The sequence below is a fragment of the Acrocarpospora catenulata genome, assembly GCF_018476525.1.
GTDB lineage: Bacteria > Actinomycetota > Actinomycetes > Streptosporangiales > Streptosporangiaceae > Acrocarpospora > Acrocarpospora catenulata.
In genome coordinates, this window is record NZ_JAHCST010000061.1 from 1 (window position 1) to 21,823 (window position 21,823).

Here is a 21,823-nt window from a genome sequence, read left to right on the forward strand (position 1 = left end):
TTGGGTGGGTGGGAGTTCCCCGGCAACCATTCCCCCCGGACGCTAGGGGCCCGGATCCGGGGGGCCTGAAGGGTGGGTGGGTCGGGTGGCTTTGAGGGGGCGGTTATACGGGGGTGGGGAGTTCGGGTTCGGGGGTGAACGTGGTGGCTCGGGCGCGGGTGAAGCGTTGGGCGGCCAGGGCGTGCTGGATGCGGCGGGCGGGCCATTCCGCGGCGTCCACGAGGGCTTCTTCGTAGCGGTCGATGACGACGTCGGCGAGGCCCTCGCAGTCGCCGATGACTTCGGCGCAGCGGATGTCGAGGCCTTCGTGGGTGGCGCCGTAGGCCAGGGCCTGGGCCCAGATTCGCTCCAGGGTTCCCCCGGCGAACAGCAGGTACGGGAGCACGATGACCCGTTTGGCACCGAGTCGTCGACAGCGCTCGAGTCCTCCGGGGACCCCAGGGCGCGCGTGGGCGACATAGGCCGTTTCAACGGTCAGGTAGTCAGAAGCGTGCGTCTCCCAGAAGAGCCGCGAAACCCGGTGCACCTCGGCGTTGACCGTGACATCGGTGGATCCGTGCCCCACGAGCACGATGGCCGTGTCAGCGGGATCGATCCGCTCCGGTTCCTCGTCGGTGACCAGGCGAAGCGGCTCAGGCCGTACCAGATGCGGCATGTCGGCCTGGGCGTCGGCGAGCCGCTCGGCGAGCAGTTCCAGCACGCGAGGATCCGGGCCGATCGATCGGGCCAGGTCATACCCCAACGTCGGATGACGTTCCTGCTCCAGCGCCAACGTGCCCGGAATATCGCCCAGAGCCCGCCGGTCGTTGGTCAGGCTGAGTGGTAGGGCGATCATGTGATGATGCCCCCTGGCCACCAGCGAGGTGATCGAATCGCTGAGCGGCGGCCGGGCCTTGGTGATGAAGCCCCCGGTCACGTCGGCGACCACACGATCAAGCCGGCACCGCAGCCGATGGACGAACCGCCCGAATTCGGCTACTCCGGTCTCGTCGTGGGTGCCGTGCCCGATGAGCAGCAACGGCGGTTTCATCAGACGATCTCCCATGTGTTGACCCGCGGCGGGCCGTTCGGCACGCGAGAATAGCCCAGGCTACCTGCTTGTGGGGGATATTTGACCTGTTATTGAAGGTCAGAGGCCCTCGCGCAGGATGCTGTAGAGCACCGCGTCGGCCCGCCCGTGCGGAATCGGCAACCCCTGCCGGATCATGCCTTCCTCGACGAATCCGGCCTTTCTGGCGACCGCCCGGCTCGCCGTGTTCCCCACCGCGATCATCAGCTGCACCCGGATATAGCCCTGGGCGATCAACCAGCCCGCCACCCTCCGGGTCGCCTCCACCGCGTACCCCTGCCGACGCGCCCACGGCGAGATCCAGTACCCGATCTCGGCGTCCCCACGCTCCCGATCGACCCGGTGCACCCCGAGCGCCCCGGCCAGCCGCCCGCCGTCCCGTGGCTCCAGGGCGAAGGTCAGCCCGCTGAGGCTCCCCGGATGCGCCACCCTGGTGCACCAGTCGAGGGCACGTTCCAGCGTGTACCCCGGCACCCACGGCATCCAGCGAAGCATCTCCGCGTCGTCCTTGACCGCGGCGAGCACGTCGAAGGCGTCCCGCTTCTGGAACGGACGGAGTAAGAGCCGCTCACTCTGCAGGAATCCATCGAAACCAGGCCCGGCATCCCCGCGCAGCCGTCCGAACACCACCACGTCGTGCGGGCCGTCATCCTCGAACCCGGCACCGCGCAACACGCCTTCCCGGGTGAACCCGGCCTTCTCCGCGACCCGCAGCGAAGCGATGTTCTCCACCGTCGCCCGCAGTTCCACCCGGCGCAGCCGCGCGGGCCCGAGCGCCCAGTCCGTCAGCCCGCGTACGGCCTCCGGCGCGAACCCCCGTCCCCGGTAGGACGGGTGGACGCCGTACCCGACCTCGGTGGTGCCCGCCCCCCAGTGCGTCTTGAACAGGCTGATCGCCCCGACGATGGCCCCGCCCGCCTCGATGGCCAGATGCATGCCCTGCCCGGATTTGCGCAACTCGTGGACGCCGTGGGAGAGCCACTGCGCGATCCCGGCCAGATAGCCCGGAGCGCCGGGTGGGAGCGCGGTGGAGTGCGTTCCCTCTTTGACGATCGCCCGTACCCGCTCGGCGTCTCCCGGCCCGAAGGCCCGCAGGACCAGTCGTTCGGTCTGGATCGTGAGATGTTCGTCGAACACGCCCATACCGTACGGCAATGCCTTCAGGTGGCGATGATCACCTCTAGTGTTCGGGGCCCGTGCACCCCTTCGACCCGGTTCAGCTCGATGTCGCTGGTGGCGGACGGCCCGCTGATCCAGGTCAGCGGCCTGACCGGGTCAAGCCGGGCAACGGCGTCGGGAACCCCGGGGACGATCTGCTCCGCCATCACCACGCAAAGGTGGTAGTCCGGCACCAGGGTGAGGGCTCGCCGCCCCATCCCCGGCCCGCCGTCCAGCACGATCGTCCCGGTTTCCGCGACCGCGACCGCGCAGGTGGTGACCACGCCGTCCATCTCGTCCAGTTGTGCCGGAGTCAGGCTCTCCCCCGCGGTCCCCGGCGGCCACTCGGCGGGCGCGCCCTCGGGGACGATGACACGGTCGGCCTGCCGGGCGCTGAGGGCGGCCTGGATGGCGGCGGGGACCTCGTCGGCCGGGACGATGTGCACGGTCGCGCGGTAGTCCCGCACCCGTTCGGCGAAGTGCTCGATCAGGGAGGCGTCCGCCGGGCCTTCCGGAAATATCGGGCCGTGGTAGTCCCGGGGGATCTCGACGTCCGGCGCTCCGGCCACCGCGGCACGGATACGGCCGAGGATGGTGTCACGGGAGGTCATCGGGTGCCCCCTTCGGTGCGGTCCCACCAGGCCCGGAAGGATTCTCGGGGAATGTCGGGGATGTCGCGGGTGTCGGTCCAGGCGGACATGGGTCCTGGCAGACGTTTCGGGACGAGCCTTCGCATTCGCCCGCCGAACCGCTGTGCACGCGCAAGCCGTACCGAGCGGGTGAAAACCCATCCGGCCGCCGCCATCCCCAGCCGTTCGGCACGAGGGTGCCGGGCCTTGGCCCGCAGTTCGACCAGAACGGTCGGAATGTCGATCGCCACCGGACACACCTCGTAACAGGCCCCGCAGAGCGAGGACGCGAACGGGAGCGAACGGTCCAGCTCCGTCGACATGCCGCGAAGCTGAGGCGTGAGGATCGCCCCGATCGGGCCGGGATAGACCGATCCGTAGGCATGCCCGCCCGTACGCTCGTACACCGGGCAGACGTTGAGACAGGCCGAGCACCGGATGCACCGCAACGCCTGGCGGCCCACCTCGTCGGCGAGCACGCCGGTACGGCCGTTGTCGAGCAGCACCAGATGGAAGTCCTGCCCCTCCGTGGCGCCCGCCCAGGTGGACGTGTACGGATTCATCCGCTCCCCGGTGGAACTACGGGGCAGCAACTGCAGGAAGACCTCCAGATCCCGCCAGGTCGGCAGGAGCTTCTCGATCCCCACCACGCTGATGAGCGTTCGCGGCAGGGTCAGGCACATCCGCCCGTTTCCCTCGGATTCGAGCACCACGAGGGTGCCCGTCTCGGCGATCATGAAGTTGGCGCCGGAGATCGCCACCTTGGCGCGGAGGAACCGTTCCCGCAGGTGCAGCCTGGCCGCTTCGGCGAGCGCCCGGGGCTCGTCCGTGAGGCCCGGCGGCGCGTCGGGCATCTTGTCCAGGAAGATCTCCCGGATTTCCGCGCGGTTGCGGTGGATGGCCGGAACCAGGATGTGCGACGGCCAGTCATCACCGAGTTGCACGATCAACTCGGCGAGATCGGTCTCGTAGGCGGTGATTCCCTCCGCTTCGAGTGCCTCGTTGAGACCGATCTCCTGCGTGGCCATCGACTTGACCTTGACCACTTCGGTCTCACCGGTGGCTTTCACCAGATCGGCGACGATCCGGTTGGCCTCGGCCGCGTCCTTCGCCCAGTGGACGTGACCACCGGCGGCCGTGACCGCCTCCTCCAGCTGGATCAGGTACCTGTCGAGGTTCCGCAGCGTGTGATCCTTGATCGCCTTCCCCGCCTGGCGCAGGCCCGGCCAGTCGGCGAGCTCCCCCACCACCAGCGCCCGCTTGTTGCGAATGGTCCTGGTCGCCTTACGAAGATTGAACCGCAACTGCGAATCCTGTACGGCTTTCGCGGCATTCTTGGGGAAGGCAGGCATGCCAACAAAGGTCTTACTCATCGGCCACCCTCCGTGGTTGCGAGAATCTCGGCCAGGTGCATTACTCTGATCCCAGATTTCTGCCTGCGCAGTGTTCCCCCGATATGCATCAGACATGAGTTGTCCGCGGCACAGAGCACCTCGGCCCCCGTACTCAGGACATTCCCCACCTTGTCGGCGCACATGGCCGCCGAAACATCCTTGTTCTTGACGGCGAAGGTCCCCCCGAACCCGCAACACTCCTCGGCTCCCGGCAGCGGCACCAGTTCCAGTCCTCGCACGTTCTCCAGCAACTTCCGCGGCCGATCCCCCAGCCTCAGGCCGCGCAGCGAATGACACGTGGGATGATAAGTCACCCAGTGCGGGAAATAAGCCCCCACATCCACGACTCCCAGCACGTCCACCAAGAATTCCGACAATTCATAAACCTTCGGATCGCAACTCGTGTCGGGAGCGTTTCCGATTGCCGCGCCGATCAGGCGTGGATATTGCTCGCGGACCATCGCCGCGCAGGAGCCCGACGGGATCACCACGGCCTCGTAACCGGCGAAGACGTCCATGAACTGGCGGGCGAGGCGGCCGCCCTCCTTCGGGTAGCCGGTGTTGACGTGCATCTGGCCGCAGCAGGTCTGGGCGGGCGGGAAGTCGACGTCCACGCCGAGGCGGCGCAGGAGGGTGACCACGGCCTGGCCGGTGCCGGGGAAGAGGGTGTCGTTGACACAGGTGATGAACAGCGCGACCCGCACAGACGCTCCCGCAGGTATGGTCAGACCAAATATGGTCTGACCATACACCGCCGAACCAGGAGAAGCCCAGGTGCCCACCCAGCGACGTGCCCGCTCCCGCACTTTCGAGGAGGTCCTCGCCCAGATCGAGCACCGGATCGCCACCATGGGCCTGACCGTGGGCGACCGCCTCCCCGGCGAACGTCAGCTCGCCGAGCAACTCCAGGTCAGCCGTTCCTCGGTGCGCGAGGCCCTGCGCGTCCTGGAGACCCTCGGGGTGCTGTCCTCCCAGGTCGGCCGCGGGCCCGACGCCGGCGCCGTCCTGACCTCCCACCCCACCACGCCCCTCACCGACCTCCTCCGCCTCAACCTCGGCCTCGCCACCCTCACCGAGCAGGAGATCATCGCCACCCGCCTGATGATCGAGCAGTGGTCGGCCGCCCATCACTCCACGGCCGCTTCCCTCCGCACGATGGGGGAAGCGCTGGCCGCGATGGACACGGCCGCGGCCCCCGAAGAGTTCGTGGACCAGGACATCGCATTCCATGTCGCCTTGGTCGACGCCGCCGGAAACCGGCTGAACTCGGCGATCATGCGGGCGCTCCGGAACGCCCTGCGCCAGTACGCGGTCGAGGCCGTGACCCGCCTCGGCCACACCCGTGACCTCCAGGCCGACCATCGCCGGATCTACGAGGCCATCGCCGCGGGCGACACCACGGCCTCCGTCACCGCCGTCACCCAGCATCTGGCCAGGGCGTATCCCTCCACCGCGATCGGCTGACCAGCGCTGGCCCAGTTAGCTAGAACGTGTTCTACTACGGAAATGGCGGACGATCTGAAACTGGGGCTGAATCTCGGTTACTGGCAGCGGGACGCGAACGACGCGACCGAGCTGGTCCTGGCCGCCGAGCGTCTCGGCTACGACTCGGTGTGGACGGCGGAGGCGTACGGGAGCGACGCCTTCACCCCGCTGGCCTGGTACGGCGCCCGCACCACGCGGATCAAACTGGGCACCAGCGTGGTCCAGATGTCGGCCAGGACCCCCGCCGCCACGGCCATGACCGCGATGACCCTGGACCACCTGACCGGCGGCCGCCTCCTCCTGGGCATCGGCGCCTCCGGCCCCCAGGTCGTCGAAGGCTGGTACGGCCAGCCTTTTCCCCAGCCGCTGGCCCGCACCCGCGAATACCTCGAAATAATGCGCAAAATCTGGCGCCGAGAAGAACCGGTTACCAATGACGGCCCCCATTACCCGCTCCCCTATCCCGGCGGCGCCGACCTCGGCAAACCCCTGAAACTGATCACCCACCCGCTTCGCCCCGACATCCCCGTCTACTTGGGCGCCGAGGGCCCCAAAAACGTCGCCCTGGCCACCGAAACAGCCCAGGGCTGGCTCCCCCTTTTCGTCTTCCCCGAAAAAATCGAAGCCATGTACGGCCCCGCACTCAAAACCGCACCCCCCGGTTTCGACATAGCCGCAATGGTCCTCGTCATAATCACCGACGACCTACGCGCCGCCCTGGACACCGTGAAACTCATGCTGACCCTCTACATCGGCGGCATGGGCGCCAAGTCCCACAATTTCCACGCCAACATCATCGCCCGAATGGGCTACCCCGAAGCCGCCGAACAAATCCAGTCCCTCTACCTCTCCGGCCACCGCGAAAAAGCCTTCCAGGCCATCCCCGACTCCCTGGCCGACGGCATAGCCCTCCTCGGCCCCCTCCCCCGAATCAAAGAACGCCTGACCCTCTGGCGCGACAGCCCGGTAACCACCCTCCTGGTAATGGGCCCCCACAACGAACCCACCCTGAAATCCATCCGCGACCTGATCTACAACTGAACCGGGCTCCCGCGTTCAAAGGCAGGAGGACGACGCGCGCACCCCCACCGCGGCATCACAGGGGTGAGGTGGTGGATGAGTGGGATGGGGTGGAGTGGGAGGTGCTGGCAGAATCGCTGGGGTGCGGGTGCTTGTGGCTGATGATCAGGAGTTGGTTCGAGCCGGGTTCTCGATGATCCTGGGAGCCCAGCCTGATATCGAAGTGGTCGCGACCGTGGCCGATGGGTTGACGGCGGTCGCGGAGGCCCGGCGGCTGCGGCCCGATGTCTGCCTGCTGGACATCCGGATGCCGGAGATGGACGGACTGGAGGCGACCCGGCTGCTGGCGGGGCCGGGGGTCGTGGAGCCCATGCGGGTGGTCATCGTGACCACCTTCGATCTCGACGAGTACGTGTACGGGGCGCTGCGGGCGGGAGCCTGCGGATTCCTGCTCAAGGACAGCGGCCCGGCGCTGCTGGTGGAGGCGGTACGGGCGGCGGCGGCCGGGGACGCCCTGGTGTCGCCGTCGGTGACCGTGCGCCTGCTGGCGCAGTGGGCCAAGGCCGTCTCCGTGCACCCTCCGGGTGAGCCGCTGACCGACCGGGAGCTGGACGTGGTCCGGCTGGTGGCCCGGGGGCGTACCAACCAGGAGGTGGCCGCCGAGCTGTTCGTGTCGCTCTCCACGGTCAAAACCCATCTGGGCAGCATCTTCGCCAAACTCAACGCCAGGAACCGGGTCGAGATCGCGGCCTGGGCCTGGGAGTCAGGCGTGGTCGACTGAACAGTCGACGGAACACCTGACGGTCCAGGTCAACCCCCTCTTCACACCTGATCGGCTGATTAGCGGGCGGGCTGCCGGGATAGGAGTGAGGCAGGTGCCTGCTGGGTTGTGGCGGTCGGATGTGCGCAGGCCAGGGGGAGGGGTCATGCGCTCGCTGCAGCGGTCCGCGACCAGGGTCTACGCCGCGCTGGGCGCGCAGTTCACCGCCCTGACGGCGCTGGTCGTCTTCGAGGAGATTCGCGGGCGCCGGCTGGCGGTGGAGATCGCCTCGTTCGGCGGGGATCCGGACGCGCCGGGCGCCAGGGCGGTGGTGGGGGCGGTGACGATCTTCGCGGTGCTGATGATGGTGACCGTGGCGGCGACGATCGTCGCGGCGGGGATGTACCTGGCGTGGCTGCACCGGGCCAGGCCGGGCTCCTCGGCGGCGTCGGTGCTGGCGGGCTGCCTGCTGCCGGGCGTGAACCTGGTGCTGCCGCCGCTGCTGGCCGACTGGGCGTGGCAGGACGCCGAATCGGAGGACCGCGGCCGCTGGTTGCTGCTGCTCTCGGCCTGGTGGGCCAGCTGGCTGACCGCGCTCTGGCTGGTCCTGTCCGGCCTGACCGGCTCCTCCGGCCTGACCGGCATCGGCCCCACCGAACTCCTGGCCGTCGGCCTGTCCGCCATCCTCTGCGCCACCACCGTCCGCGAGATAACCGCGAACCACAGCAAACACCCGACCTCCCAGCCCGCCTTCCCGATCGGACGCAGCTTCAGCCCTTCAGGGGCCCTGGAAGCCCCTATGGAGTAGGGCCGGAGCTGCCCATACTGGCGTGCCAGAGCACCCGCGGGGGTTCCTTCACGCCCGGCGTGGGACCGATGTCCGCGTACGGCGAGAGGCGGAAGCCGTTCTCGTACGTGATCTGTCGGCCGCCGACGCCGGACGCGTCGAGGGGCCGGTCCACGAGCAGGGCGCGGACGGCGCCGAGGCCCTGGTCGCGCCAGACGCGGTCGAGCCGGGACAGGTCCCAGCAGTGCAGGGCGCGCAGGGTGACGGCCCGGCGGCCGGTGCGCCGGACGACCCCGCGGCAGAGCAGCAGCCAGGACCCGAAGACGGTGGCGGCGGTGTGCGCCTGGACCGACTCGAAGAAGGTGAGGTCGACCGGCCCGGTGGAGTCGTCCAGGGTGGTGAAGATGACCCGCTGCCCGGACCGGACCGCGGGCGTCTGGGTGGCCACCTTGACCCCCGCGACCAGGATCTCGGCCCCGTTCCGCTGCCGCAGCAGATCCCGCGACCGCACCACCCCCAGCGCATCAAGCAACTCATCATGAAATTTCATGACATGTCGGCTTACGTCCATGCCCAGCACGGCAAGCTCCGCCTCCACCGCCTCAGCCTCGGTCATCTCCGGCAGTTCCCCGGGCGTGACCTGCTCGGTGAACCCCATCGGCAGCTGAACCGCCGCGCCCCCCATCCCGCTGGCCCCCGTTCTGCTGACTCCCGTCCGGGAGGCCCGCTCCAACGCCCCCACCTGGGCCACCAGATCCCGCCGCGTCAACCGCCCCGGCCGCCACCGCGGCTCCCCCGGCCGCAGCCGGTGCAGCGCGTCGAACCCGCCGACCTCGACGATCCGCTCCGCCACCGGCCGCGACGGCCGCGCCCGCGCCCAGAAATCCGCCATCGAGGTGTACGGCTGCCCGGCCACCATCCGATCGACCTCGGCCTCGCTCACCCCCTTGATCGCCGAGAACGGCACCCGCAGCCCGTACCCCCGCCCGAACTCCGCCACCCGGGCCTGGCTGATCCTGGCGTCATCGGACCGAGACGCCCCCAGATCCGCCGGATCCACCTCAAGGACCAGCTTCTCCACCCGCCACTCCCGATCGGAGCGGTTGACGTCCAGCGGAAGGATGTCCACCCCGCACTGCCGCGCCTCATCGAGGATCACCCGGTTGGGGTACATCCCCGGCTCATGCGTCAGCAGCCCCGCGAAGAACGCCGCCGTATGGTGCCGTTTGAGCCAGGCCGACTGGTAGGTGGGCACCGCGAACGCCGCCGCGTGCGCCTTGCAGAACCCGAACGCGCCGAACGCGTCCAGCACCTGCCACACCTTCTCCACCGTCTCGGCGTCGAACTCGGGCCGAACGCGCAGTTCCCACCAGGTGCGCACCCGGCGCCGCCCGTCCGGAGTGGCCAGGGTGCGCCGGACCTTCTCCGCCTCCGACAGCCCGAGCCCGGTCATCGCGTCCACCACCCGGAGCACCTGCTCGTGGAAGACCACCACGCCGTGCGTCTCGCGCAGCGCCTCCCGCAGGGCCGGATGCGGAAAGTACGCCTCCCGGAACCCGTGCCGGGACTCCAGGAACGGCGTGACCATGTCCGAATTGACCGGCCCCGGCCGGAACAGCGAGATGTCCACGATCAGGTCGTGCATGGTCCGCGGTTCCAGCTTGGCGACCAGCTCCCGCTGCCCCGGCGACTCGATCTGGAAGCACCCCAGCGTACGGCTGGCGCAGATCATGTCGTAGGTGGCCGGATCATCCCTGGGCACCTCGTCGAGCGCGACCTTCTCCCCGTCCACCCGCGCCACCTCGGCCAGCGCGTACGCCATGGCGGACTGCATGCGCACGCCCAGCACGTCCAGCTTGAGCAGCCCGGCCTCCTCCACGTCGTCCTTGTCGAACTGGGACATCGGGAACTCCAGCAGGCTGCGCTCGATCGGCGTGCGGTCGCCCAGGCCGCTGTTGCCGATCAGCACCCCGCACGGGTGCAGCGCGATGTGCCTGGGCAGCCCGTCCAGCCGCTCGGCCAGCCGGAACACCGTCTCCAGGGCGCGGTCGCCCAGGCCGCTGCCGCGCAGTTCCGGCAGATCGTCCAGGGCGGCCCGGATCTGCCGGGCCCGCACGTGCGGGAACGCCTTGGCGATGGCGTCGATCTCGTGCGGCGGCAGGCCCAGCGCGGCGCCCACGTCCCGGATCGCGCTGCGGGCCCGGTAGGTCTCCATCATGGAGACGCAGGCCACCCGGGCCGCACCGTACCGATCCAGAATGAGGCGGTAGCACTCCAGGCGGCGGGCGGACTCCACGTCCACGTCGATGTCGGGCAGGCCGCGGCGGCCCTCGGAGAGGAAGCGCTCCATCAGCAGCCCGTGCTCCAGCGGGTTCACCTCGCCGATCCTGATCAGGTAGTTGACCAGGCTCCCGGCGCCGGAGCCGCGGATCGCGCAGCGGATGCCGTTGGCGCGGATCATGTCGGTGATCCCGGCCACCGCGACGAAATACCCGGAGAGGTTCTTGGCCTCGATGATCCGCAGTTCGTCGGCCAGCCGGCGGCGGGCCGCCGCGGAGTGGCGCAGGCCGCGCTCGTGCAGCCCGTCCTCACAGCGGTGCCGGAGCAGCGGCACGGGGTCGCGGCCGACCTCCGGCAGGTGCAGGGTCGGATGCCGCTCGTCCAGCAGGGGCGCCACCTCGTATGGGTCGAGTGCGCAGGACTCGGCGATCTCCCGGGTGGTCCGGAGCAGCTGGATCGCCCGGCCCTGGTCGCCGCCGCAGATCCTGGCGGCCACCCGGGCCATGTCCGCACCGTCCTTGAGGAATGCGTGTGAGGACGGCTCGACGTGGCGGCCGTGCAGGGGGACCAGCTTTCGGGCCGCGTCCAGCACGTTGCCGATCTGGTAGTCGGCCGGGTCGAGGTGGCGGACCGCGTTGCTCAGCACGGCCGGCACACCGCTGGTGCCGGCCAGCGCGAGCATGCGGGCGGCGGTGGTGGTGTCGAGGTAGCCGTACCGATCGACGAGTTCGACGGCCAGGTGGGGGGCGAGCGAGCGCCAGGTGGCGAGCAGGGTTCTGGCCCGCTCGTCGTGGCGGGCGGCCATCGCCCGGCCGACGTCGGAGGCGGGGCCGAGCAGCACGGTCAGCCGGTCGGCGTGCTCGGCCACCAGGGCGGGGGTGACGAACGGCTCGCCGCGCTCGCCCGCGTGGTGGGCGGCGGTGATCAGGCGGCACAGGGCGCCCCAGCCGTCGGTGCGGGCCAGCACCACGATCCGGGTCTCCGAATCGGGGGCGTTCAGGGCCAGGTCGACGCCCACGACGGGGGTGAGACCCGCCCGGTAGCAGGCCTGGACGTGCTTGACCGCACCGTACAGCCCGTCCCGGTCGGTCAGCGCGAGCATGTCCATGCCGTGCTCCGCGGCCCTGGCGACCAGGGCGTCGGGGAAGGCCGTGCCGTAGCGCAGCGAGTACGCCGAGGCGACGTGCAGGTGGCAGAAGCTCTTCAGGGACACCTGCTGGAACGTTCCCATCAATCCCACGCCCTGATCAGGAGCCAGCCGTCGCTGGCGGTGTCGAACCTGAGCTCGTAGGTGCCGGTCTCCCGGCCGGTGACGGCCTCGACCCGCCAGAACCGGCGCTCGCCGGGGTCGGTTTCCGAGGTTTTCCACCATTCCCGGGCGACCACCCAGTGGTCGAGAACCTGGCGTACGACATACAGCCGGTCACGCCAGACGAATCGGGCGGGCTGCCCATCCCGCACCCATACCTCGATCGGATCGCCATAGAGTCGGCTCACGGTCATCCTCCCTGTGGCTGGAACTGCCACCCGGGGGAAGACGGGCGGTGCTGTATCGAACATACGTTCTCCAGTGCCTCGAACGCAAGTTCGGGTACGCTGAGAGCGCGCGACTGTGGGGAGAAGTCATGCACGCGATCGTGGTGTCGGCTTACGGGGGCTCGGAGGTGCTGGAATACACCGAGGTGCCCGATCCGGTCCCCGGGCCGGGGCAGGTGCTGGTCGACGTCGCCGCGGCGGGGGTCAACTTCATCGACGTCTACCACCGGGAGGGGCGCTATCCGCTGCCGCTGCCCCTGGTGCCCGGTTCGGAGGGCGCTGGCACGGTGGCCGCGGTCGGCCCCGGGGTGACCGAGGTGGCCGTCGGCGACCCGGTCGGCTGGGTGAACGCGCCGGGGGCGTACGCGGAGAAGGCCGTCATCCCCGCCGAGCAGGCCATCCCGCTGCCGCCGGGAGTCGATCCCGTCGACGCCGCCGCCATCCTGCTCCAGGGCCTCACCGCCCACTACCTGACCACCTCCACCCATCCGGTGCGGCCGGGGGAGGACGTCCTGGTGCACGCCGCCGCCGGTGGCATGGGTCTGCTCCTGGTGCAGCTGGCCAAGCTCCGGAGGGCCCGGGTGATCGGCACGGTCTCCACCGCCGAGAAGGAAAAACTGGCCCGCGATGCGGGCGCCGACGCGGTGCTCCGCTACGAGGGCTTCCCCGCCGCGGTCCGCGAGCTGGCGCCGGAGGGGGTGCACGTGGTCTACGACGGGGTGGGCGCCGCCACCTTCGACGGCTCGCTGGCCTCGGTCCGTCCTCGCGGCCTGCTCGCCCTGTACGGCGCGGCCAGCGGCCCGGTGCCGCCGTTCGACATCCAGCGGCTCAACCAGGCCGGCTCGGTCTTCCTGACCCGGCCGTCACTGGGGGCCTACACGGCCACCCGGGAGGAGTTGCTCGGCCGGGCGCGTGACGTGCTGGGCTGGGTGGCCTCCGGGGAGCTGAAGGTGCACGTGTCCGCCCGGCGGCCACTGGCCGAGGCCCGGCAGGCCCACGACGACCTGGAAGGCCGCCGCACGGTGGGCAAACTCCTGCTGATCCCGTAAAGAGCTGGTTGGGCCAAGCAGCTAGTAATAATCCGAGGCCGAAACCATATCGTTGTGCTCGTGTGCCAGAGGGTCAGGCGGTCCGAAAGCTCAGGGGGCGCGACGGCTTGTCGGGGTGCCTGTTCACGTCGGATCTAGACGAACCATGTGGACGTTCTTGAGGAAGGAAAACAGGTGACCACGGACAGCTCAGTCCAGTCGGAGGGCATCGACCCCTCCGTCCCCACCGCTGCGGGCATGTACGACTACTACTTGGGCGGGTAGAACATTCCTAAAACGAGCGTTTCGTTCTAGGAGCCCCCATGACCGTCGCGACCGCCCCCGGACAGCCCGTCTCACCTGCGCTTATCCCGGTCTTCTCCTACGCTCGGGCGTCCAGTGACAAGCGGAAGAAGGATCAGCACAGCGTCAAGGAACAGCACCGGATCAACCGGCGCACGGCCAAGCGGCACGGCTGGGTCGTGGTTGCCGAACTGACCGACAACGATAAGTCGGCCGCCGACCCGAACGTCTACCGGGACGACTTCGAGGAGATGCTGATCTTGCTCAAGGCGGGTCGGCTGCGGGTCGGTTCCCCGGTGCGGGGCGTGGTCGTGGTCCACAGTGACCGGCTGGTGCGTCGTCCGGGTGACTACGAACGGTTCGTTGAGGCGTTCACCTACAACGACGAGTTCGTGTTCGCCGACGAGAAGATCACCCACAACCTTTACAGCGAAGACGTGGAGAGCATGGGGCTTCTCGGCGCGGTGGTCGCCAAGATCGAGGTCCGGAAGATGCAGCGCCGGATGCGTAACACCCATCGGCGTCTGGCCGAGAACGGAGAGCCCGCGCTGGGTCGTCGCGCGTTCGGCTGGAAGGCCGACAAGGTCAACCTTGAGCCGGTGGAAGCGGATTTGCTGCGGGACGCGGTGAGAGACGTTCTCGCCGGTCGGTCGATCAACTCGGTTGCCACCGAATGGAACGCGAAAGGCATCCTGACGGCGAACGGGAAGACCTTCCGCCCCACGACGGTGCGGGCGATGCTCCTCGCGCCTCGCCTGTGCGGGTGGAGCACCCTCAAGAAAGAGATCGTCCTAGGCGCGGACGGTAACCCGGTCGTCGGCCGGTGGGTGCCGATCATCAAGCCAGAGCAGCATCTCGCGCTCACAGAGCTGTTGAGCCAGAACAAGCGATCGGGGTTCGACTATAGCCAGGTGAAGCCGTTCCGGCTTCCCGGCGACAAGCGCGAGGTCAAATATCTCCTGGTCGGCTTCCTGCGGTGCGGGCGGCTGAAAGAGGACGGCACCATGTGCAACGCGCGCCTGATTACCACTCCGGGCCGTAAACGGCACAACTACATGTGCCCACGGCCGAACATGGGCGGCTGCGCGGGCATTTCCCGGAACGGGCCTGCTCTGGACGAGCACATTTCAGAGCTGGTGCTAGCCGCTCTGGAAGATGCCACGATCGGAGCGGCCATTACGCCGGTCACCGACACAAGCGGCCTTGAGAACGCGCTCCGGGAAGCGCAAGAAGCCTATGACGAGCATTTCCGCCAATACCGCGCCAAGAAGATAAACAAGACGTCGTTCTATCGGCTGCTGCCGGATCTGGAAGAGGATCTGAACCAGGCTCGGGCGGCGGTGAACAGGCATGAGGCGGCCTCGGCCGTGCGGGATGCTCGGGCGCGTACCGATGTCGCCGATATCCGCCGCCGCTGGTACACCCCCGAGCAGGACGGCGGGTTGCCGTTGTCGATGAAGCGGACCTACATCCGTGAGGCGCTGCACACGGTGGTCGTGCTTCCGGTCCCGATCAACCGGCGTGGGCGCTTCCCGTTCAACCCTGACCTGGTGGAACCGGTGTGGCGGGAGGACTAGGCCGGTCGCTGCCATACCGATGTCGGGCGGGCTCGAACTTTCGGGCTCGCCCGTTCGTCTTGACGGGTGGAGACATGCGAGTGTCCTCCGGAGATCAGCAGGCCGCACGGTCGGGGTAGGCTCCCGGCCACCGGGTAGCGCCAGGCGGGGAATGTTCCCGCCAATAGCTTAAAAACGAAAGCCTCACAAAACAAAAACAAAAAAGTTCGCTGGGGTAGGCTCCTGGCACCGGGTCGCGCCAGTGGTGATGCGTCGCCACATGATAGCGAAAAACGAATAGCCTCCAAAAAACTCTCTCAAAAACGAAGAAGCGGCCTGAACGAGGTTCCGGAGATCGGGCGTACGTGCGCCCGGTTTCCGGTTCCTCTATTCGGTGGGTCTGCTTTCTCGCGTCTCCCTTCGTTTGCGAGAGAGGAGACGATTTGGAGCATCGCCCTAGTAACGAAGCGCGTGAATGGGCAAGAAAGAAAGCGGCCGAACGGCCTCGCTGGTCGGAGGAGAAATGGCGTCGAATCGGCGTCATCTTCGGCGTTGAAATCGACGGCGAGAGGCCACGCACCACCGCCCCCGACCCTGTCCCCGGCTCTGTCGCCGACTCCGGGAACGGGATGGCGGCATGATCGACGGCATCTCTCCGGAAACGCTGGCCGCTCTGGAACGGGCGGCCCTGCCGGACTTCCCCCGCTGGCAACAGATGATCACGGCAACCGGTGGGTGTGCTCACCCGATCCGCCTCGTGGGACGCCGGTTGACCTTCACCAACAGCCTGGACGTGATCGACTCCTACCGGACGGCCGACGAGCCGACCGGATACCTGCTGACGGCCTGCGGCAACCGGCGTGCCTCGCGCTGTCCGGCCTGCTCGGCCACCTACCGGGACGACACCTATCACCTGATCCTGTCCGGCCTGCGGGGCGGCAAGGGCGTACCTGACGACATCACCGCTCACCCCCGGGTGTTCGCCACCTTCACCGCCCCGTCCTTCGGCCCGGTCCATCGCCGACGTGAGGCGGGCGGCAAGACCCTGCCGTGCCGACCTCGACGAGATCACCCCCTGTGCCCCCACGGTCGGCCGCTGTGGTGCCGTGTCCCTCACTCGGCCGATGACTCCCAAGTCGGGCAACCCCTGTGCGGGGACTGCTACGACTACTTCGGCGCGGTCCTGTGGAACGCTCACGCTGGCCTGCTATGGCGGACCTTCACCCGAACCCTTCCCGTGGCTCTGGCGGGCCTTGCCGGGCTCTCACGGGCTGCTCTGCGGGCCTGCCTTCGTCCCTCCTTCGCCAAGGTCGCCGAGTACCAAGCGCGGGGCCTGGTCCACTTCCACGCCGTGATACGCCTCGACGGCCCGGACGGTCCCACCTCGCCTCCTCCGGCCTGGGCCACTACCGGCCTGCTGGCCGATGCGATCCGGATCGCGGCCGGTGCCGTCCAACTGCCCATCGATGACCCCAACCCCGACGATCCGCCTCGCCTGCTGCGCTGGGGCGGTCAGCTCGACGTGGCACCGGTCCACCTGGGGGCGGGCCTGGACGGCGTCTCCGATCAGCGGGTTGCCTCCTACGTCGCCAAGTACGCCACCAAGGGCGCGGAAGCCTCCGGGACGGTGGACCGCCCGATCCGGACCCTGCGCGATGTCGCCTACCTCGACGTAACCGAACACGCCCGACGCATGATCTACACCTGCTTCCTCCTCGGCGACCTGGCGGCCTACCGGGCGGTACCGCTGCGGCGCTGGGCTCACATGCTCGGCTACGGGGGCCACTTCTCGACCAAGAGCCGTCACTACTCCACCACCCTGGCCAGCCTCCGCCACGCTCGCGCTGCCTACCGGGCCGAACAGTCCGGCCACCGTCGAACCACGCATGATCCGGATTCCGGCACCTACATCACGGTGCAGGAATGGCGATTCGCCGGAAGCGGCCTCCGCCGTGGCGAAGCGCATTGGGCAGAGATCGCGCGGGAACGGATCGCCACTGCCCGCCACATTCAACGAGAGCGCCTAAAGAACAACCGCCCCTAAACCGTCACCCTTTAATCTCAGATCACCCATTACCCGCCTCGCCGACGAGTAGATCAGCCTCGGACTCTGCCGCGCATTCTTTCAGAGCGCCCGGAAACGACCGGAGCTTGATATCGGCGCTCGGCCTGTTTTTCCGGTGCAATTGGGTGCTCTTTGCCCAATTGCGTCGATCGCCCCCGACCATGGACGGCGGCCAGCCACCGCAAGGCGATCGTAAGGGCTGCATTCGAGCGGTGCAGAGAACCGGACGAAAAACGGTGATTCAGTTATTCGACAGGGCCTCGTGAATATCCCGTGCGCTGGCAACGTGCATTTGGTCGAGCGTTTCGGCGACAGTGTGCAATTCCTTGACCGCATATGCGTTAACGGCTACTGCGTCCGGTGCCGTTGCTATCGCGATGTCCGCCGCCGCTTCTGCCTCGCCGCTAGCCAAATAAGCGCGAGCCAGGCATGAATTAAACCATGCACGGTCTCGTCGGTAATTCTCGGGCAGATCGGATAGTCCGCGTTCTAGAAACGAAGCCGCGCGGTTACCTTCTCCAAGTTCCAATTCGGCCATGCCGCGCTGCATTGTGAACCAACCGTCGTCGTAGAAGTACATCCACGACGGTTCCTCTTCGGGGCTTTCCGCTGATCGCCGGATGAGTTCTTCGGCTTCTCCGAGAAGTCCTCTCGCTGGTCCAGCCTCTCCGCTTTGGGCATGACCTCGTGCAGCCATTTGGGCCGCCATGCCTTGTACACCAAGGGTCGTACGGCCCTCGTGCCAACGTGAGGCTTCGGCTAGGCGGATACACCGCTGTGCGTCTCCCATACTCCAAGCGAGATGAGCGCGCATATTCAGCGTTGTTGCCGCTAAATTGGGATCTCCTGCTTCTAGTGCCCAACCATGGGAGCGGTCATACCACGCCAGCGCCGCACCCAATTCGAGGGAGTCTTGGCATAACCAAGCGATGAATTGGGCATATTGTGCAGCTACGCTTACTATTCGATCCCCTAATGCCCCTGACGCTCCATGAATTAAGTCAGTGACGATAGCGAGCTGGGAACTAATAACGGGTAATAGTGGGGCACTGCCTAGTGTGTCCTCGATGCGCCGATGTTCGGCAAGGCAGCGTTCTAGCCATTCAATAGTGGCGAAATCGACACGCCGTGGATTGTCGATAACTTTTGTGATCCGCTGGTATAGGTCGGCGTCGGGCAAGAGGGAGGATGTCGGCAGGATGGGGATCGGTGTTGTGCTCGATTTGTGGATATTGATTAACTCGCCATCGGCGTTTAATGCCTTGTCGAGTGCTGCCACGACTTGAGCGCTGGGTTTAATGGCGGGGTTGTTCTCCAGGATGGAGACGTAGCTCTTGGAACAGTTGGCGCGGAGTGCGAGGTTGCGCGTGGACATGTCGCCACGCAAGCGGCGTAGTGCTTCGCCGAACGTCTCCATGTGGGGCTCCCTCGAATCGCGGGGGGTGGGGCCTGGCCGCTGTCCACTGGGTTCGCTGGGCACCGTTGGGCGGGTCACCTCTGGCACCTGACTACGAGTGTAGAGAGGCTTACGACCAGAACCTAAGTAAGCGGCGGATTGTGATTATCGCCGGAAATGTCGGAACTGCCTGGGGGGCGTGAACGGCCGTTCGGGCTCGTGATCGCCACAGCAGTAGGCGGGTCCGGCTGGCGCTGCGAACGACCAGCCGAACCCTTGATCAGGAAGGGATAGATCCTGACCCATGGCACACGATAGGGCCACTCACACAGTGGGGCGACAAGATCGGGTTCTAGAGCAACCCTCTAGTGACGAGAACGGCAACCAGAGCGACTACCGGGGCGTTCACCGCGATTCGGGCACAGTGCGGACGGTGGTCGTGCGGCGGATCTATCAGCACTTGGTCACTCACCCTGTCTCGGTCGCGCTGGCTCGGGAACAGGTGCGGGCCAAGCTCATGGAGTGGGGACGGCGTGACCTGATCGACTCCGCTGAGCTGATCGTGACCGAGCTGGTCACCAACGGTATCCGGGCCACCCTCGACGATCTCAAGGTCAAGCACGGGGTCGATGACGAGAGCGACGGCGGAACCGACGAGAGCGACGAGATCGACGACGGTATGCGGGTCATCGACCCTGAGACCGGTGAGCCGCTGATGGGGATGGTGGGGGTCACCATCTACCGCGTTCCGGATGGGGCGGTGATTGAGGTCTGGGACCCTTCCCGCCAGCCTCCACGGCTCGTCGAGCCGAGGGCCGATGCCATCAGCGGGCGGGGGCTCCTGCTGGTCGATGCGGTGTCGCAGGACTGGGGCTACCGGCGTCCGGCAAGCGGCGGAAAGGTCGTTTACGCCAGGATCGGGGCGGCCTCGTGAGCGGAGGGCATCACGTCGGGCCTGCGGTCGAGAGCGACGAAGCCCTGTTGAGGTCGCTGGAGACGCTGGTGAGCGAGCGAGGCATGAGCGCGGCCTACTTCCCCGGAACTGCGGGCCTGGACGACGACGGGGCCTCGTGTCCGGCGCTGATGGTCTTCGACTCCGGAGGGGCGGAAGTGGCTCGGGTGACCGTCGCTCGGCGGGGCCGGACGTTCCTGGTCTCGCTGTTCAAGGGGGAATCGGCGCGCCTGCTGCCGTTCCGGACTGCCTCGGATGCGGCGGGGATGATCTGCGGCTACCAGAGTCCTGCCGGTCCGGGGATGGCACCGGGCGGGTAGGCGGTGAGGCTCCTTCGGCTGGGCCTTGGCTCTCGGGGTCGGGTGGCTCGTCCTGATGAGCGCCATCCCGCGTGAATGCCCCCGTAGCGCGGGATGCGGGTCTGCCGGAGTGAGGTGGCGGGGCGGGTGAGTGGGTGTGGGGCCTGGCTCTTCCCGCTCCGCCACGTGGGTTGGTGTGTTCGGCAATGCCGTCGCTGGGACGGCGGACTTCGGCGCGTGAGGAAGGTCGGGCGATGAGTGGCGGGGGTGTGATGGCGGGGGATGTCGCTGAGGCTCCCGGGGGGCTGTGGGAGTTTGAAGAGCTCGCGGTCCATATCTCCGAGCAAGTTCGGTCGGGGGTCATTCTGGTCGGCGAACGGCTGGCTCCTCATGGGGAGGCCGGCGCGGTCTATGGGGTGTCGGGGTGGGTGGTGCGGTGGGCCTACGGCAGGCTCGCCGATCACGGGTGGGTCACTCCGCTGCGTGGTAAGGGCACCGTGGTTGTGAGCGCGGCGGGCGGGTGGCCGGGGGCGCTGCCGTGGATTCCTCCTCGGGGTGATTGGGCCGCGCATGTGCGGGTGCGGGGCCGTGTGGTGCATGAGCGGGTGGCCGATGTGATGGGGGGCTGGATCGAGGGGAGGGTGCTGCCTGCGGGGCTGCCGTTGAGGGATCGGGACGTGGCCAGGATCTTTGCGGTCTGTGCGGCAACGGCGGATCGGGCGGTGAATGCGCTGGTGGAGCGCGAGCTTGCCTGTCGTCGGGGCCAGAATCGGGGGACGGTGGCGGGTCGGCCGGACAGGTCGGTACCGGCTGGGGACGTGCCGCGCTGGCAAGAGATCGCTGATGACCTGGTCGTGCGGATCTGCCGTGAGGAGTGGCCCAAGGGCGGGCGGGTGCCCAGCATAGATCGGCTGCTCAAGGTGTACGGGGCGGGCAGGTCCACGATCAGTCAGGCGTTTGTCGCGCTGGCCGATCTCGGGCTGGTGGTGGTGCGGCGGGCACAGTACACGCGGGTGGCGCGCGAGTGGCCCACTGACGGCGACCAGTTGGAGGCGCGGTTGGCTGCCATCAGCCGGGCCGTGGTGGCCTACGAGCGTGCCGGGGGCGGGCCGTGATCGGGGAAGCGGCGGAGAACCCCGTTCGAGAGCTGGGGGAGCTGCGGGCTTTGGCGGGAATCCGGTCAGGGCTGCGTGATCGCGGGATCGCAACCCGGGGCGTGCGGGCGGAAACGGTGCCCGACGCGGTGGGCCTGTCCGGTGATGGCGGGGGCAAGCCGGTGCGGCTGCAAGTGCTCGGCGGCGGTGGGGTGGTCGCGGTGGTGTCGGTGGACGGTGAGGGTTTCCAGGTCGAGCGCGATGGGCGGGCGCGGCGGCTCGGGCGGTCGGCCGATGAGGTGGTGCGGGTGGTGGCTGGGCTGGTGGCCGGTCAGAGCTGGGGTGTCGTCGATGGGTGATCCGGATGAGGCGATAGAGGAGATGAGCGGTCGGCTGGCGCTGGTCCGGGAGCGGCTGAGGGCGGCGGGGTTGACCGGCAAGGTTGTCATGCGCCTGGGGGGTGATGGTCCGGACGCGCTGGTGCTGCTGGCGTGTGAAGCGGTGGTGCGGGGTCCGTCGCGGGTGGTGGCAGAGGTGGAGTGGAACCCCTTTTGGGCTCACTTCCAGGTGTGCGGCACCTTCTTCGGCAGAGGGCTGGATTACGGCGGTGAGCGTGGGTTGCCGTGGCGGACGCCGGATCTGGATTCGGTGGTGACGCTGGTGCGGCAGAGCGTGAAGCGTCGGTCTTTGGCGCCGCGTGAAGTGGGTGAGGTGGTTCGGCTCTCCCGGGTGCGGGCTCGTCTGGAGGCGGCGGGGGTGGAGAGCTTCCTCGGCGTGGGGGTGGGCCTGGAGTTGACGGCGATGGCTTCCGACTGGCGCAGGGTGTTCACGGTCAGCTCGGAGTCGGCGGGTGGCTACCTGCTCTTGTGGACCTGGGTGCGGGACGGCATGAAGATCTGGTGCCGACACGAGGTGAGGTCACCGGCTGGGGTGGTTGAGCTGGTGTGCAGTCCTGACCTGTCGGGGGTGGACCGGTGAGGGCATCGGGTGCGGCGTCGTCGGGGGCGTCGTC

The 21,823-nt window shown here is 68.0% G+C and carries 21 protein-coding genes; 13 read left to right on the forward strand and 8 right to left on the reverse strand.

Going from position 1 to position 21,823, the window contains the following annotated elements:
* Positions 1–103 precede the first annotated feature (103 nt).
* The 5 genes from KIP79_RS37680 to KIP79_RS37700 form a co-directional block, all read right to left on the reverse strand.
* Positions 104–1,030, reverse strand: a complete 927-nt coding sequence (locus tag KIP79_RS37680; protein WP_214109787.1) for a sirohydrochlorin chelatase — start codon at positions 1,028–1,030, stop codon at positions 104–106.
* 99 nt (positions 1,031–1,129) lie between these two features.
* Positions 1,130–2,206 (reverse strand): GNAT family N-acetyltransferase, encoded by a 1,077-nt coding sequence (locus KIP79_RS37685; RefSeq protein ID WP_214109788.1) that lies wholly within the window; start codon positions 2,204–2,206, stop codon positions 1,130–1,132.
* A 23-nt stretch (positions 2,207–2,229) separates the two neighbouring features.
* A complete protein-coding gene (locus KIP79_RS37690; RefSeq protein WP_214109789.1) occupies positions 2,230–2,838 on the reverse strand; it encodes a LutC/YkgG family protein in 609 nt (202 codons plus the stop codon).
* Positions 2,835–4,229 carry a lactate utilization protein B gene (locus KIP79_RS37695; protein WP_214109790.1) on the reverse strand — a complete coding sequence of 465 codons (1,395 nt, stop codon included), beginning with the start codon at positions 4,227–4,229 and terminating at the stop codon, positions 2,835–2,837. The genes KIP79_RS37690 and KIP79_RS37695 overlap by 4 nt, the downstream gene beginning before the upstream one ends.
* Complete coding sequence (locus KIP79_RS37700; protein WP_214109791.1) at positions 4,226–4,954, reverse strand: (Fe-S)-binding protein; 729 nt, start codon at positions 4,952–4,954, stop codon at positions 4,226–4,228. Before KIP79_RS37700 ends, KIP79_RS37695 begins: the two co-directional genes overlap by 4 nt.
* A gap of 70 nt (positions 4,955–5,024) precedes the next feature.
* Between KIP79_RS37700 and KIP79_RS37705 the strand changes: the two genes are divergently transcribed.
* From KIP79_RS37705 to KIP79_RS37720, 4 genes are all read left to right on the forward strand, one after another.
* Positions 5,025–5,714, forward strand: coding sequence for a FadR/GntR family transcriptional regulator (locus tag KIP79_RS37705; protein ID WP_308170085.1), 690 nt, complete (start codon positions 5,025–5,027; stop codon positions 5,712–5,714).
* Positions 5,715–5,756: 42 nt separating this feature from the next.
* Positions 5,757–6,776 carry an LLM class F420-dependent oxidoreductase gene (locus KIP79_RS37710; RefSeq protein WP_214109792.1) on the forward strand — a complete coding sequence of 340 codons (1,020 nt, stop codon included), beginning with the start codon at positions 5,757–5,759 and terminating at the stop codon, positions 6,774–6,776.
* Positions 6,777–6,903: 127 nt separating this feature from the next.
* On the forward strand, positions 6,904–7,536 hold the full coding sequence (locus KIP79_RS37715; RefSeq protein ID WP_214109835.1) for a response regulator transcription factor: 633 nt from the start codon (positions 6,904–6,906) through the stop codon (positions 7,534–7,536).
* Positions 7,537–7,681: 145 nt separating this feature from the next.
* Positions 7,682–8,323 carry a hypothetical protein gene (locus KIP79_RS37720; protein WP_214109793.1) on the forward strand — a complete coding sequence of 214 codons (642 nt, stop codon included), beginning with the start codon at positions 7,682–7,684 and terminating at the stop codon, positions 8,321–8,323.
* On the opposite strand, the gene KIP79_RS37725 is transcribed toward KIP79_RS37720, so the two are convergent.
* Positions 8,313–11,813, reverse strand: coding sequence for a DNA polymerase III subunit alpha (locus KIP79_RS37725; protein WP_214109794.1), 3,501 nt, complete (start codon positions 11,811–11,813; stop codon positions 8,313–8,315). The genes KIP79_RS37720 and KIP79_RS37725 overlap by 11 nt on opposite strands.
* Positions 11,813–12,079: a DUF6504 family protein gene (locus tag KIP79_RS37730; protein WP_214109795.1), complete on the reverse strand. Its 267-nt coding sequence runs from the start codon at positions 12,077–12,079 to the stop codon at positions 11,813–11,815. Before KIP79_RS37730 ends, KIP79_RS37725 begins: the two co-directional genes overlap by 1 nt.
* 128 nt (positions 12,080–12,207) lie before the next feature.
* Between KIP79_RS37730 and KIP79_RS37735 the strand changes: the two genes are divergently transcribed.
* The 4 genes from KIP79_RS37735 to KIP79_RS37750 all read left to right on the forward strand — a co-directional run bounded on the left by KIP79_RS37735 (position 12,208) and on the right by KIP79_RS37750 (position 17,049).
* Positions 12,208–13,167, forward strand: a complete 960-nt coding sequence (locus tag KIP79_RS37735; RefSeq protein ID WP_214109796.1) for a quinone oxidoreductase family protein — start codon at positions 12,208–12,210, stop codon at positions 13,165–13,167.
* 174 nt (positions 13,168–13,341) lie between these two features.
* Positions 13,342–13,431 carry an SAM-dependent methyltransferase gene (locus KIP79_RS37740; RefSeq protein ID WP_214109797.1) on the forward strand — a complete coding sequence of 30 codons (90 nt, stop codon included), beginning with the start codon at positions 13,342–13,344 and terminating at the stop codon, positions 13,429–13,431.
* A gap of 38 nt (positions 13,432–13,469) precedes the next feature.
* Complete coding sequence (locus tag KIP79_RS37745) at positions 13,470–15,026, forward strand: recombinase family protein (RefSeq protein ID WP_214109798.1); 1,557 nt, start codon at positions 13,470–13,472, stop codon at positions 15,024–15,026.
* Between the two features lie 616 nt (positions 15,027–15,642).
* Positions 15,643–17,049 carry a replication initiator gene (locus tag KIP79_RS37750; RefSeq protein WP_214109799.1) on the forward strand — a complete coding sequence of 469 codons (1,407 nt, stop codon included), beginning with the start codon at positions 15,643–15,645 and terminating at the stop codon, positions 17,047–17,049.
* Between the two features lie 262 nt (positions 17,050–17,311).
* Here the strand turns inward: KIP79_RS37750 and KIP79_RS37755 are convergent, their stop codons facing one another.
* A complete protein-coding gene (locus KIP79_RS37755) occupies positions 17,312–18,487 on the reverse strand; it encodes a helix-turn-helix domain-containing protein (protein WP_214109800.1) in 1,176 nt (391 codons plus the stop codon).
* Between the two features lie 412 nt (positions 18,488–18,899).
* On the opposite strand from KIP79_RS37755, the gene KIP79_RS37760 reads away from it, so the two are divergent.
* From KIP79_RS37760 to KIP79_RS37780, 5 genes are all read left to right on the forward strand, one after another.
* Positions 18,900–19,400 (forward strand): ATP-binding protein, encoded by a 501-nt coding sequence (locus KIP79_RS37760; RefSeq protein ID WP_214109801.1) that lies wholly within the window; start codon positions 18,900–18,902, stop codon positions 19,398–19,400.
* Positions 19,397–19,738 (forward strand): hypothetical protein, encoded by a 342-nt coding sequence (locus KIP79_RS37765; protein ID WP_214109802.1) that lies wholly within the window; start codon positions 19,397–19,399, stop codon positions 19,736–19,738. The genes KIP79_RS37760 and KIP79_RS37765 overlap by 4 nt, the downstream gene beginning before the upstream one ends.
* A 251-nt stretch (positions 19,739–19,989) precedes the next feature.
* Entirely contained in the window at positions 19,990–20,832 is an 843-nt protein-coding gene (locus KIP79_RS50465; protein WP_214109803.1) for a GntR family transcriptional regulator, read from the forward strand.
* Positions 20,829–21,170, forward strand: a complete 342-nt coding sequence (locus KIP79_RS37775; RefSeq protein WP_214109804.1) for a hypothetical protein — start codon at positions 20,829–20,831, stop codon at positions 21,168–21,170. The genes KIP79_RS50465 and KIP79_RS37775 overlap by 4 nt, the downstream gene beginning before the upstream one ends.
* Positions 21,163–21,789, forward strand: a complete 627-nt coding sequence (locus KIP79_RS37780; protein ID WP_214109805.1) for a hypothetical protein — start codon at positions 21,163–21,165, stop codon at positions 21,787–21,789. Before KIP79_RS37775 ends, KIP79_RS37780 begins: the two co-directional genes overlap by 8 nt.
* The last annotated feature ends 34 nt before the right edge of the window (positions 21,790–21,823 follow it).

Bases quoted from the DNA above. Each gene is read 5' to 3' on its own strand.
- KIP79_RS37750 (WP_214109799.1), top strand. From the start codon at position 15,643: ATGATCGACGGCATCTCTCCGGAAACGCTGGCCGCTCTGGAACGGGCG.
- KIP79_RS37720 (WP_214109793.1), top strand. From the start codon at position 7,682: ATGCGCTCGCTGCAGCGGTCCGCGACCAGGGTCTACGCCGCGCTGGGC.
- KIP79_RS37745 (WP_214109798.1), top strand. From the start codon at position 13,470: ATGACCGTCGCGACCGCCCCCGGACAGCCCGTCTCACCTGCGCTTATC.
- KIP79_RS37725 (WP_214109794.1), bottom strand. From the start codon at position 11,813: ATGGGAACGTTCCAGCAGGTGTCCCTGAAGAGCTTCTGCCACCTGCAC.
- KIP79_RS37695 (WP_214109790.1), bottom strand. From the start codon at position 4,229: ATGAGTAAGACCTTTGTTGGCATGCCTGCCTTCCCCAAGAATGCCGCG.
- KIP79_RS37690 (WP_214109789.1), bottom strand. From the start codon at position 2,838: ATGACCTCCCGTGACACCATCCTCGGCCGTATCCGTGCCGCGGTGGCC.
- KIP79_RS37710 (WP_214109792.1), top strand. From the start codon at position 5,757: ATGGCGGACGATCTGAAACTGGGGCTGAATCTCGGTTACTGGCAGCGG.
- KIP79_RS37680 (WP_214109787.1), bottom strand. From the start codon at position 1,030: ATGAAACCGCCGTTGCTGCTCATCGGGCACGGCACCCACGACGAGACC.
- KIP79_RS37735 (WP_214109796.1), top strand. From the start codon at position 12,208: ATGCACGCGATCGTGGTGTCGGCTTACGGGGGCTCGGAGGTGCTGGAA.
- KIP79_RS50465 (WP_214109803.1), top strand. From the start codon at position 19,990: ATGGCGGGGGATGTCGCTGAGGCTCCCGGGGGGCTGTGGGAGTTTGAA.
- KIP79_RS37755 (WP_214109800.1), bottom strand. From the start codon at position 18,487: ATGGAGACGTTCGGCGAAGCACTACGCCGCTTGCGTGGCGACATGTCC.
- KIP79_RS37780 (WP_214109805.1), top strand. From the start codon at position 21,163: ATGGGTGATCCGGATGAGGCGATAGAGGAGATGAGCGGTCGGCTGGCG.